The 12,755-nt window shown below is 49.6% G+C and carries 11 protein-coding genes and 1 riboswitch; of the genes, 2 read left to right on the plus strand and 9 right to left on the minus strand.

The window, feature by feature from the left end; genetic code table 11:
• Positions 1 to 123 precede the first annotated feature (123 nt).
• Together murI and btuB are read right to left on the minus strand one after the other, a co-directional pair.
• On the minus strand, positions 124 to 990 hold the full coding sequence (gene murI, locus FH968_RS15475) for a glutamate racemase (protein WP_139881071.1): 867 nt from the start codon (positions 988 to 990) through the stop codon (positions 124 to 126).
• Positions 935 to 2,809: a TonB-dependent vitamin B12 receptor BtuB gene (btuB, locus tag FH968_RS15480; RefSeq protein ID WP_139881073.1), complete on the minus strand. Its 1,875-nt coding sequence runs from the start codon at positions 2,807 to 2,809 to the stop codon at positions 935 to 937. The genes murI and btuB overlap by 56 nt, the downstream gene beginning before the upstream one ends.
• A 65-nt stretch (positions 2,810 to 2,874) precedes the next feature.
• A riboswitch (cobalamin riboswitch) is annotated at positions 2,875 to 3,065 on the minus strand.
• 109 nt (positions 3,066 to 3,174) lie between these two features.
• Between btuB and trmA the strand changes: the two genes are divergently transcribed.
• The gene (trmA, locus tag FH968_RS15485) at positions 3,175 to 4,275 is read left to right on the plus strand and encodes a tRNA (uridine(54)-C5)-methyltransferase TrmA (protein ID WP_139881074.1); all 1,101 of its coding nucleotides are present in this window, start codon (positions 3,175 to 3,177) and stop codon (positions 4,273 to 4,275) included.
• Positions 4,276 to 4,320: 45 nt separating this feature from the next.
• On the opposite strand, the gene FH968_RS15490 is transcribed toward trmA, so the two are convergent.
• Both FH968_RS15490 and fabR read right to left on the minus strand, forming a co-directional pair.
• Positions 4,321 to 4,677, minus strand: a complete 357-nt coding sequence (locus FH968_RS15490; protein WP_139881075.1) for a YijD family membrane protein — start codon at positions 4,675 to 4,677, stop codon at positions 4,321 to 4,323.
• A gap of 14 nt (positions 4,678 to 4,691) precedes the next feature.
• On the minus strand, positions 4,692 to 5,333 hold the full coding sequence (gene fabR / locus FH968_RS15495; protein ID WP_139881287.1) for an HTH-type transcriptional repressor FabR: 642 nt from the start codon (positions 5,331 to 5,333) through the stop codon (positions 4,692 to 4,694).
• Positions 5,334 to 5,528: 195 nt separating this feature from the next.
• On the opposite strand from fabR, the gene sthA reads away from it, so the two are divergent.
• On the plus strand, positions 5,529 to 6,929 hold the full coding sequence (gene sthA / locus FH968_RS15500) for a Si-specific NAD(P)(+) transhydrogenase (RefSeq protein ID WP_139881076.1): 1,401 nt from the start codon (positions 5,529 to 5,531) through the stop codon (positions 6,927 to 6,929).
• Here sthA and oxyR read toward each other — a convergent pair.
• The 5 genes from oxyR to argC all read right to left on the minus strand — a co-directional run bounded on the left by oxyR (position 6,912) and on the right by argC (position 12,715).
• Positions 6,912 to 7,829: a DNA-binding transcriptional regulator OxyR gene (oxyR, locus tag FH968_RS15505; RefSeq protein WP_139881077.1), complete on the minus strand. Its 918-nt coding sequence runs from the start codon at positions 7,827 to 7,829 to the stop codon at positions 6,912 to 6,914. The genes sthA and oxyR overlap by 18 nt on opposite strands.
• A 265-nt stretch (positions 7,830 to 8,094) precedes the next feature.
• The gene (argH, locus tag FH968_RS15510) at positions 8,095 to 9,468 is read right to left on the minus strand and encodes an argininosuccinate lyase (RefSeq protein WP_139881078.1); all 1,374 of its coding nucleotides are present in this window, start codon (positions 9,466 to 9,468) and stop codon (positions 8,095 to 8,097) included.
• Between the two features lie 75 nt (positions 9,469 to 9,543).
• Positions 9,544 to 10,761, minus strand: a complete 1,218-nt coding sequence (locus FH968_RS15515) for an argininosuccinate synthase (protein WP_139881079.1) — start codon at positions 10,759 to 10,761, stop codon at positions 9,544 to 9,546.
• A gap of 153 nt (positions 10,762 to 10,914) precedes the next feature.
• Complete coding sequence (gene argB / locus FH968_RS15520) at positions 10,915 to 11,691, minus strand: acetylglutamate kinase (RefSeq protein WP_139881289.1); 777 nt, start codon at positions 11,689 to 11,691, stop codon at positions 10,915 to 10,917.
• 19 nt (positions 11,692 to 11,710) lie between these two features.
• Positions 11,711 to 12,715, minus strand: a complete 1,005-nt coding sequence (gene argC / locus FH968_RS15525; RefSeq protein WP_139881080.1) for an N-acetyl-gamma-glutamyl-phosphate reductase — start codon at positions 12,713 to 12,715, stop codon at positions 11,711 to 11,713.
• Positions 12,716 to 12,755: the final 40 nt, after the last annotated feature.

Raw genomic sequence — 12,755 nt, forward strand, 5'->3', positions numbered from 1 at the left:
GCTTTTCATCTGGCTGACGGGCCGGTTTGTAAGCCGTTGTGCCGTGTCAGTGGAGGCGCAGTATAGGGATTTTCTGGAAGCTGACAACCCCTATTTTCAATTTTTATTTCAACCGTCGATTTTTTATTCAAAATCGCTGGAAACAACCAGTTTTTCTAGCCTTGGAAAGCCATAACGCTGTAAAACGGGTGTTAATTGTGCAATTTCAGGTGTGAGCCCCATACAGAAAGCAATATTCTCATCAGAAGATAATGCAGCCGGAGATTCATGCTCTAAAAGCCATACCGTACGGCGAGCAATTGCAGCACCTGAATCTATCAACCTGGTGCCTTCCGGCAGGACTTGCAGCAACTCGTCTTCTAATAGAGGAAAATGGGTGCAACCCAATACCACTGTATCTGGCGGCTCTTTCATTCTTAGCCATGGGCGAAGAATTTTGCGTAACTCTTCAAGATCAACTGGCTTACCGTGCAACTTGGCTTCAGCCAGTTCTACCAGCTCCGCCGATCCGAGCATTTCTATTTTGCATTCTGAAGCAAAGCGTGCGACCAGCTCGTGGGTATAAGGGCGACGAACAGTACCGCGGGTTGCTAGCAGACCAACGACGCCATTAGTAGTCAGGCGTGCAGCTGGCTTAATTGCAGGAACAACGCCGACAACGGGGAAAGCGAATTTTTCACGGAGCGCAGGAAGCGAAACGGTACTTGCCGTATTACAGGCGATGATGGCGAGTGCGAGTGGATATCGTTCCTGAACGGCAGTAACAATTTCTACTACACGTTCAACAATGAACTCTTCGCTTTTCTCGCCATAGGGAAACGCTACGTTATCGAAGGCATAAATGTAGTGCAGGTCAGGCAAAAGCTGCCGGACTTCATCATACACAGAAAGCCCACCGACACCGGAATCAAAAACCAGTACGGTGGGACGTGTATTAGAAGGTATAGCTGCCAGTGAGGTTGTATTCCCGTCCTGGGGTTTGATAGCCATAAACCGTCTCGTAATCTTTATCGAACAGGTTGGCGATTCTACCACGAACGGTTAGGTGTGAGGTGACTGGATATGATGCAGCGATATCAACTGTGCTGTAGCTCGGCAAAATTTGCTGAGTGTTGTTATAAGCAGAGGTGTTGTTGTCGTAGCGTTTCCCGTAATACTGCCACGCCACATCCATATTCACATTAAACATGGTCCAGTCGAGTTGGTACTTGGCCTGGTGTTTAGCACGACGAGCCAGTACTTCACCGTTCTGGTCATCACGCGGGTCCATATACTGCAAGGTGACTTTATGAGTGAAGATGCCGGTATCCATGCTACCCGTCCATTCAAGTCCTTTGATGGTAGCGGATTTGATGTTGTCGTAGGCTCCATCATAAGTCACTGGATCAGAGTAGTACGTAATCAGGTTATCAATCTTGTAGTGATAAGCAGACAAGCGCCAATCCAACGGTCCCGTTAATCCTTCGAGACCAGCTTCCCATTGTTTGGATTCTTCTGGCTTCAGGTTTGGATTAGAGTCGATACCAAAGCGAGTTGAACCATACTGCTGCCCAAGCGATGGCGCAAGGAATCCAGTACCGTAAGAAACGGTAGCTCGATAACCTTCAACGAACTCCCAGCCAGCGGCTGTCTGCCAGGTGCCGTGCCAACCGAATTGCTCATCATTATCTTCACGGCCAGATGCTTCTAACGTCACATCACCAAACTGCTGCTGGCCGCTTAGGTAAACACCTGTGTTGTCACGGTTATAGCTGTCAGACACTACGGTGTCAGAAGACGTCAGACGCTGCTGTTGCCAATCTACGCCTGCACTGATCGAACCATTTCCCACAACAAAGTTGTTGCCCCATTGGATGTTGCGTTGGGTCATATAGTCGAGCGTCGTACCATCGTTATAGCGACCATACTCGCTGCTATAGTTGTAGTCTTTGACTTTTTGATAGCTGGCAAGCAACTGCGAAGAATAGATTCCCGAGTGGAAGCGCAGGCCGGCATCGTAATTTTGATTGTAGAGCTGATGTTCATCTGCACTATATGCAGCAGAGAAAGGAGGGCTACCTAAATCATAATCGCTATTGTTGGTGTAGCCGTAGGTACGGAAGAAACCATCAAATTCATCGCTAAATTTGTGTTCAAGGCCAGCCCAATAACTCTTACTACGATATCCGTCACGATCGTTATCGCCACTATAAGTAGAGTTTGGTTGGACGTTGAACCCTTTGGTGGATTCGTACGCACCAGAGACTGTCGCTACCGTGTCGCCAAAACGCTTACGAAAAGTACCGTCGTATTGCTGGTAGCTATCCGAACCTACACCCGCGTTGATCTGCGATTTTTCTTCATCAGTCTGAGTGATGATGTTGACTACACCGCCAATCGCGCCAGAACCATAAACGGCTGAACGCGGACCGCGAATGTACTCTACTCGCTGCACTAAAGAGATAGGGATTTGGCTGATATCAGATGAGTTGGAAATGCCAGGACGCGCCAGCGGAACACCGTCTACCAGTACTAATACATGGCTGGCGCTCGTCCCACGGACAAACATAGAGGAAGTCTGCCCCAAACCGCCGTACTGCACGATATCCACACCAGGCAAACGACGCATCACATCGTTAAGTGATTTGGCTTGCCATTGGTCGATTTCTTCCCGGGTTACAATATCGGTAGGAGCCAAAACAGTGTTCACTGGTTGCTGAAAACGATTTGCCGTTACGACCAGAGTGTCATCAGAATTGCTGTCTTGCGCCCAGCCAGAAAAAGCCGTTACGGACAATGCCGTAAACAGCGAAAGTTTTTTAAACTTCATTTATATAAGCATCCGCTTTCCAATAAGGATGCCGCAGACATAACCGATAGCACGCGATAGTTATGCCGATTGCGACGTATACCGGCAGGTCTTCGGGCTTGGAGGTGTTTTACTTCTGGATGATGACTTCCCACTTATATAAGCAGTGTCTGCTAGCTGCACTCATCCCACTCTTCCTTACCGCTGCGCGTCAGCCCCAGAATTACACTGGGTTCCCTTTTAACTTATGTAAAAGGCCGGAAACGCTATGCTACGATTTTGTTAACAAGCTTGTCTATAAGCATCAAAATACAACAGCGCTGGACAACACGAGCCTATTCCATACAATCGCCGCGTAGTTTGACTTTATTAACAGGTAGCAGCCCATGACACCCGAACATCTCCCGATTGAACAATACGACGCGCAACTGGCCGAAAAAGTCGCCCGCTTGCAAAGCATGATGGCCCCTTTTGCCGCGCCTGAGCCGGAGGTGTTCCGTTCACCGGTCAGCCATTACCGGATGCGTGCTGAATTCCGCATTTGGCACGATGAAGATGACCTGTACCACATCATGTTTGAAAGCCAGACAAAGCAGCGCATTCGGGTTAATAGCTTCCCGGCTGCTAGCTCGCTTATTAATGCACTAATGCCAGCGATGCTCGATGGTGTGCGTGATATTCCCGCTCTGCGCCATAAACTCTTCCAGATTGATTATCTGACGACGATGAGCAACCAAGCGGTTGTTTCAATGTTGTATCACCGCAAACTGGGTGAAGAGTGGCAGCAACATGCTGAAGCACTGCGCGATAAGCTACGTGCTCAAGGTTTTAACGTTCATTTAATTGGTCGCGCCACCAAAACCAAGATCGAATTAGATCAGGATTTCATTGATGAGCGTTTGCCTGTCGCCGGTAAAGAGATGATTTATCGCCAGGTAGAAAACAGCTTTACCCAGCCGAATGCCGCAATGAATATTCATATGCTGGAATGGGCACTGGATGCGACTAAAGGTTCAAATGGCGATCTGCTTGAACTGTACTGCGGAAACGGTAACTTCTCGCTAGCATTGGCTCGTAACTTCAATCGCGTGTTGGCAACCGAAATCGCCAAGCCTTCTGTTGCAGCCGCGCAGTACAACATCACCGCAAACCAAATCAACAACGTGCAAATTATCCGCATGGCAGCAGAAGAATTTACTCAGGCAATGAATGGTGTTCGTGAGTTTAACCGCCTGAAAGGTATCGATCTGAAAAGCTATCAGTGCGAAACTATTTTCGTCGATCCACCACGTAGTGGTCTGGATACCGACACTGTGAAAATGGTACAGGCCTATCCGCGTATTCTTTATATTTCCTGCAACCCACAGACGTTATGTGAAAATCTGGAAACGCTGACGCAAACCCATAACGTGTCGCGACTGGCGCTCTTTGACCAGTTCCCATACACACACCATATGGAATGCGGTGTCTGGCTGACACGCAAATAGCAAAACGGACGCCTCGGCGTCCGTTTTTGTTTTGGCCTCAGGATATTATTCAGTTACCTGCGCTTTACGGGCGCGAACTTTAATACCGATCCAGAACAACAATGCTACGGAAAGCACCGCTGGCAGGAAATTAGAACCAATCGCCGGGTATTCAGCCCGTACAAACGCGCTATACAACAAAAGGCCCAATACAAAACACGCTGCTGCAAGACTTGGCAGGCCAACGGGCATCGTGCGGTTTTGATAGCGTTGATGCAAACAGTACACCGTCAGCACCAGCGCAATAATCGGAAAAATGGAAAACGGCACAACCGAGCTAAATAGCGCGGCAAACGTCCCATTTATTGACAAGCCAGCGATAAACGCTAACCCGAGCGTACCTCTCTCTTGTAACTGTTTCATTGCTCTTCCTTCACTCACTCTTCGGATAATTGAGCTAATGCCATTTTTTCTTGCTCCCGGCGATACCAGTAATACGCACCTTTTGAAATCATGCGTAACTGCAGCACCAGGCGCTCTTCAAGCTGACGACGCTGATCGGCATCAACGTCCAGCGCTTCGGCACCAGCACTAAAGACAATTGTGACCATGGCTTCTGCCTGCGCTTCAGTAAAGCTACGAGGCATGCGATTTTCGAGTTCCAGATAATCCGCAAGTTCCGCAATGAAGTGCTGAATCTCACGTGCGACAGCTGCACGAAATGCAGCAGACGTTCCAGAACGCTCACGCAACAGCAAACGGAATGCGTTGGGATTATTGCCGATGAATTCCATAAATGTTGAGACAGACGTGCGGATGACGCTCCCACCTTTGGCAATTCGTTGGCGGGCCTGGCGCATTAACTGGCGCAACATCAGACCACTTTCATCGACCATCGTAAGCCCCAGCTCATCAACGTCACGGAAATGGCGATAAAACGATGTTGGCGCAATACCAGCCTCACGGGCGACCTCACGCAAACTCAGGCTGGCAAAACTCCGTTCAGCACTTAACTGACTAAACGCGGCTTCGACCAGAGAACGCCTGGTTCTTTCTTTTTGTTGCGCTCTTACACCCATCATTTGCCTGAATCTCTTAAATCGAATTTGCACTATACCAGAGATTAACTTAACTGGTTTTATACAGGATTGTGAATGATTGTTTACGCGAGCTTCCTCGCGTTACGTAGCAAAAAGCACAAGGATAATTGGGTTATCTTGCTGTTGATGTTACCATTGTGTTGCTTTTATGTATAAGAACAGGTAAGCCTTACCATGTCACACACCTACGATTATGATGCAATAGTAATTGGTTCCGGTCCGGGCGGCGAAGGTGCCGCAATGGGGCTGGTGAAACTTGGAGCAAGGGTAGCCGTTGTCGAGCGCTACCATAACGTGGGTGGCGGTTGCACTCACTGGGGAACCATCCCCTCAAAAGCCCTCCGTCACGCAGTCAGCCGCATTATCGAATTTAATCAAAACCCGTTATACAGCGACCACACTCATCTTCTTCGTTCTTCATTCGCCGACATTCTTAATCATGCCGACAGCGTCATTAACCAACAAACTCGCATGCGTCAAAGCTTCTATGAGCGAAACCGCTGTGAGATGTTGCAAGGCGATGCGCGCTTTGTAGACGAGCACACCATCTCGCTGGAATGCCATGATGGTTCGGTGGAAATGATCACCGCCGAGAAGTTTTTGATTGCTTGTGGCTCGCGCCCGTATCGCCCGCCAGAAGTGGATTTCAGCCACCCGCGTGTGTACGACAGCGATTCCATTCTCAATCTGCACCACGAACCACGCCACGTCATTATTTATGGCGCAGGGGTAATTGGTTGTGAGTATGCGTCGATTTTCCGTGGCATGAACGTCAAGGTCGATCTGATTAATACCCGCGATCGCTTGCTGGCCTTCCTCGATCAAGAGATGTCCGATTCACTCTCTTACCACTTCTGGAATAGCGGTGTCGTTATCCGCCATAACGAAGAGTTCGAGAACATTGAAGGCGTGGAAGATGGCGTCATTGTTTCGCTTAAATCCGGCAAAAAAGTGAAAGCCGATTGCCTGCTTTACGCAAACGGGCGCACTGGGAATACCGATTCATTGTCGCTGGAAAATGTTGGGCTGGTAGCTGACAGCCGTGGTCTGTTAAAGGTCAACAGCATGTACCAGACAGCCCAGCCACACATTTATGCTGTTGGCGATGTGATTGGATATCCGAGCCTGGCATCTGCGGCCTACGATCAAGGCCGAATCGCAGCGCAAGCGATGGTCAAAGGCGAAGCAACTGCACATCTGATTGAAGATATTCCAACAGGTATTTATACCATTCCGGAAATCAGCTCAGTTGGGAAAACCGAACAGCAGTTAACCTCGATGAAAGTACCGTACGAAGTAGGTCGGGCGCAGTTCAAGCATCTGGCTCGTGCGCAAATTGTCGGTATGAACGTGGGAACACTAAAAATTCTCTTCCATCGTGAGACGAAAGAGATTTTAGGTATCCACTGCTTTGGTGAACGCGCGGCTGAAATTATTCACATCGGCCAGGCGATTATGGAGCAGAAAGGTGGCGGTAACACAATTGAGTACTTTGTTAACACCACCTTTAACTACCCGACGATGGCGGAAGCCTATCGGGTAGCGGCACTAAACGGTTTAAACCGCTTGTTTTAACGTTGGCTCAAAATGGCCATCCATATGCGTACGGATGGCCTCTGCGAGTTGCTCATAGCGACCACGCAGTGGGGAACCAGGACGATAAACCAGGCCGATAGTACGACGCGGTTCTGGTTTAAAACATGGCAGGTATACAACACCATCGCGGCAGCGTTCATTCGGTACTGCCAGCGCCGGTAACAAGGTAATTCCACTTCCGGCAGCAACCATGTTACGCAGCGTTTCCAGGCTAGTTGCACGGAAATGGGTATCTTCTTGCGCACCCGCTTCAAAACAAAAACCCAGCGCCTGATCGCGCAGACAATGCCCATCTTCTAACATCAACAGCTTTTCACCCGCCAGATCTGACAACGGTACGCGATCGCGCTCCGCCCACGGATGATCCTGATAAATCGCCAGCATCATTGGCTCGTCAAACAGCGGCACTTCAATAAATGCTTCACTCTCTTTCACCAACGCCAAAATCGCACAATCGAGTTTACCGCTATCAAGTTGCGCTAACAGTTGATGGGTTTGTGCCTCGTGTAGGTACATTTCCAGTTTGGGGAAGGTTTTATGCAGCATCGGGATAATCTGTGGCAACAGATATGGCCCCACCGTTGGGATCAGGCCAATGTGCAACGGCCCAGACATTGCCTCGCCCTGCTGGCTAGCCATTTCTTTAAGGACTTTTACTTCTCGCAGCACAGTACGAGCTTGATCCACCAGCAGCAAGCCTGCCTGAGTGAACAACACTTTACGACTGGTACGTTCAAGCAACATGACACCGAGTTCATCTTCAAGCTTGCGAATCTGGCCGCTCAGTGTTGGCTGGCTGACATGGCAGGAATCCGCTGCCCGACGAAAGTGGCGATGTTCAGACAGCGCCACCAGGTATTCAAGATCACGAATATTCATTCTCTATCCTCCGTCGCCATGATAGTCCATGGCGATAGAAATCATAGCAACCAACGATTATCCCTATCAATAGTTGATGGTGAATAATAGCCATCAACAGCACAAACTATCCATGACCTTGGTTGTGTTGTTGAACCCCTGTTCTCCGAACTAAGTACTGAAGCCAACGTGAATCATTTAGCGGACATTATGTCCGCTCTTTTTTTTGCGTTAAAAAACAAAAAAACCCGGCACAAAGCCAGGCTCACATTAGTTCGCAAAACGACTAGATCAGACGTTGTTTTGCATCGGCAATAGCCGACGCCACCTGTTGAGGAGACACTCCACCTTTAGCTGCACGCTTATCAAGACAAGACTGCAGAGACAGAATCAGATAAACATCATCACCTATGGCGGCACTGAATTTCTGCAAATCTGTTAGCGACAATGCTTCCAACGCTTTACCCTGGCGAATCGCTTCTACCACCGCTTCACCCACAATATGGTGCGCTTCACGGAACGGTACACCTTTCGCTACCAGATAATCAGCCAGTTCCGTTGCGTTGGCATAACCTTGCTCGGCAGCTTCTTTGCAGCGCGGACGTTTCACCTGAATGCCATCCAGCACCAGCACTGACATATGCAAGCAATCAAGCCAGGTATCGAGCGCGTCGAACAGGCCTTCTTTGTCTTCCTGCATATCTTTGTTATACGCCAGCGGCAGCCCCTTCAGAGTCATCATCATGCCGGTCAAAGCACCCTGCACACGACCACACTTACCACGGATAAGCTCCAGCGCATCCGGGTTTTTCTTCTGCGGCATAAGGGATGAACCCGAGGTTACACGGTCAGACAGCTCAACAAACCCAGCTTCACCTGTGTTGAAGAAAATCAAGTCTTCGGCAAAGCGCGACAAGTGAATCATGCCGATAGATGCGTCAGAAAGCAGTTCAAGCACGTGGTCACGATCAGACACGCTATCCAGGCTGTTACGCGTCGCAGACGCAAAACCTAACCAGCCCGCCAGTTGCTCACGGTCGATTTCATAAGCCGTGCCCGCCAATGCGCCACTACCCAGTGGACTAACGTCGAGGCGTTCAAGCGTGCTCTGCAAACGGTTCTCGTCACGCGCCAGCATTTCAACATAAGCCAGACACCAATGCGCAAACGTCACCGGCTGCGCGCGCTGCAAGTGGGTATAACCCGGCATCACGGCATCTTGATTATTTTCAGCGGTTTCAATCAGCGCGTGTTGCAGTTGGCGAGTCGCCCCCAGCAATTCGTTGATTTGCATTTTGCACCACAGTTTAAGGTCAGTGGCAACCTGGTCATTACGGCTACGGCCAGTGTGGAGTTTTTTACCCAACGCACCAACTTTATCGATGAGCTTACCTTCTACCCAGCTGTGAATATCTTCCGCATCGCTCTCAAGAATCGCCTGCGGATTAGCTTGTACTTCTTCAAGCAGGAAATTCAGGGCCTGTTCAAGTTCCTGCTGTTCAGCATTAGTCAGAACACCCACGGTAACCAGCGCTTTGGACCAGGCGACAGAACCCACAATGTCAAACTCCGCCAGTCGATAGTCAAAGCGCAATGAATCATTAAACGATTTGAACCGTTGGTCTGCTGCCTGAGTAAAACGTCCACCCCAAAGTGCCATAGTGATGCTCCATTAATTTATCTTCATTACTTTGTAGGGCGGATACATCTTAACTATCCGCCCTTAACGCGATTTTTACTTCTTCAATTCGTTCAAAGCACGAATACGAGATGACAGCGAGAACAGACGGATGAAGCCGCCCGCGTGGCTATGGTCATATACTTCGTCTTCGCCGAAGGTTGCGAACTCTTCGCTATACAGGCTGTTTGGCGATTTTTTCTGCTGCGCCGTAACCTGGCCTTTATAAAGCTCCAGCACAACTTCACCATTCACTTCTTCTGCCAGTGATTCGGCAGATGCCTGCAAAGATTTACGTAGCGGTGCGAACCAACGACCATCGTAAACAACATAGGACATTTCCAGGCCTAGCTGCTCACGCCATTTGAAGCTATCGCGGTCCAGAACCAACTGCTCAACACCACGCAGAGCAGCCATTATGATGGTGCCTCCTGGGGTTTCATAACAGCCACGGGACTTAATCCCAACCAGACGGTTTTCTACGATATCAATACGACCGATGCCGTGTTTAGAACCAATCTTGTTCAGTGTTTCCAAGCACTGGAACGGCGTCATTGTTTCACCGTTAACCGCAACAACTTTGCCTTGTTTAACGGTAACCGTAACTTGCTCAGCCTGATCTGGTGCTTCTTTCGGATCAACAGTCCAGACCCAGCAATCTTTATTCGGTGCATTCCACGGGCTTTCCAGCACACCACCTTCGGTAGAGATGTGCCATGCGTTTTCATCGCGGCTGTAGATTTTCTCAAGCGACGCGGTCGTTGGGATATCACGTTCTTTCAGGTAATCCAGCAGCGCTTCACGGGAACGCAGGTTCCACTCACGCCACGGCGCAACCACTTTCAGATGTGGGGCCAGAGCCGCCCAGGTAGATTCGAAACGCACCTGGTCGTTACCTTTACCGGTTGCGCCGTGACACAGAGCATCAGCACCTACTTTATTTGCTACATCAACCAGTGCTTTTGCGATAAGCGGACGCGCCATAGAAGTGCCCAGCAGATAGCTGCCTTCGTACAGTGCGCCAGTCTGCAATACCGGGTAAACGTAGTCACTGATGAACTCTTCACGCGCATCCACGACATAGCACTCAGTTGCGCCCGAACGCAGTGCTTTTTGTTCCACGCCTTTCAGGTCTTCGCGATCCTGGCCAATATCCACAACACACGCGACCACTTCACAACCGCCGTAGTTTTCTTTCAGCCATGGAATAATGGCAGAAGTGTCAAGGCCGCCAGAGTATGCGAGAACGATTTTTTTGATGCCGTGATTTTGCATTGTCTTATCCTTCAAATTCGAAATTGATGCGCTAAATAATTTGAGTCACAGAAAGGCGACAAGCTCGAGAATCCCAGGAGCTTACATAAAGTAAGTGACTGGGGTGAGCGAGTTCAGCCAACGTATCTGCGGCTCGAAGTATGACGCGCAAAACTAGGCCAGAATACGGGTGCCGATTGCCACACCGTTAAACAAAGAAGGTAACTGCTCCGCGTGACGCCAGGACGCAATGTCCACAGGGCGGCCCAGCGTGCGGGCTGCATCCAGCGCCGCGTTTACTTTAACAATCATGCCGTCGGTAATAATGCCCTGAGCGATTAACTGCTCAGCTTTTGCCGCCGTCATTTCTGCAATACGTTGCCCTTTGCCGTCCAGAATGCCGCTGACGTCTGACAGCAGAATCAAATCCGCGCCAAGGGTTGCTGCCAGCGCCGTAGCAGCCTGATCAGCGTTCACGTTCATCAACTCGCCTTCAGTGGTCACACCAATGGAACTGACAATCGGTAAAAAATTAGCTTCAAGTAGCGTGGTAATCAGCTTATCTGAACCCGGTTTTGCAAGACCAACATGGCCAAGTTCTTCGTCCAGTTTAGTTACCGTCACGCTATCGCCATCACCAAGGCAAAGACCGACACCATTGATGCCATGTTTTTTCGCCCAGGCCAACAAGGTTTTGTTTGCCGTACCCGCCAGTGCGCCAGTAATAATGTCAATCTGATCAGCAGGCGTGACACGCAGGCCGTTTTTCTTCGTCACCGGCAAAGAGAGCTTTTTCATCAGCTCATCCACCAGACAACCACCACCGTGCACAATCACCAGCGGGCGTTGATGGGACTGACGATAGTTCACCAACGCAGTAAACAAACGCTCCAGCGCTTCTTCGCTATCCAGCAGTACGCCACCTAACTTGATAATTAATGGATTCATTATTATTCCACCCGACTGCCGGTTATATAAGAGACTGCGTTTCGGCAAAACCAAAACGGATATTCAGGCACTGCACGGCCTGGGCCGATGCGCCTTTCAGTAAATTGTCTTCGGTTGCGACGACAATCAAGTGCTCGCCCTGCACGGCAAAACCGATATCGCAGAATGGCAGGCCAATTACATTTTTCAGTGCTGGCACGCCTTTGTCGTACAAGCGCACCAACGGTTTATCTTGATATGCCTGATTAAAAGCATCAGCTATTTGCTGCTGCGTAACACCTGCGTTCAGACGGCAGGTAATGGTCGCCAGAATCCCACGTGGGAAATTGCCCAAGTGCGGTGTGAAAATCACTGAGGTACCGAGGTGCGTCGCGATTTCAGGATGATGGCGATGGTTAAAAATACCATATGGTTGCAGGCTCACTTCGCAGAAGCTGTTAGAAATCGCCGCTTTACGCCCGGCACCACTGACTCCGCTGGTTGCATTGATCACAGGCCACTGGTTCAAATCCAGCAGTCCAGCATCAATCAGAGGTTTTAACGCTAATTGCGACGCAGTTGGATAACAGCCGGGAACAGAGATCAAACTGGTTTCTTTCAGTTTGTCGCTCTGCCATTCCGCAAGGCCATACACGGCTTGCTCCAGCAGTTCGGGATATTGATGGGTAAAACCATAATAACGCTGATAAAACTCGGCATCGTTAACGCGGAATGCACCAGAAAGATCGATGACGACACAACCCGCAGCCAGAAACTGCGGTGCCAGATCATGACTCACTTCGTGGGCGGTTGCGAGGAACACCACATCTACGCCATCAGTAAATTCGCTGATATCCGACATCGCCTGTAACGGCATGTCGACGATACCTTTTAATTGCGGATGCAAATCAGATATCAACTTTCCTGCGTCATTACTTTGCGCTGAAACCGTCAATGCGGTTATGTTCATATGAGGATGGCGATTCAAATAGGTCACAAGTTCTGCGCCTGCATAACCGCTGGCACCAACAATCAGCGTATTCAACATCTCGGCTGTACACCTTCTTAGGTTGTGTCTGCTAAAGGTG

Source organism: Buttiauxella sp. B2, assembly GCF_006376615.1.
Taxonomy (GTDB): domain Bacteria; phylum Pseudomonadota; class Gammaproteobacteria; order Enterobacterales; family Enterobacteriaceae; genus Buttiauxella.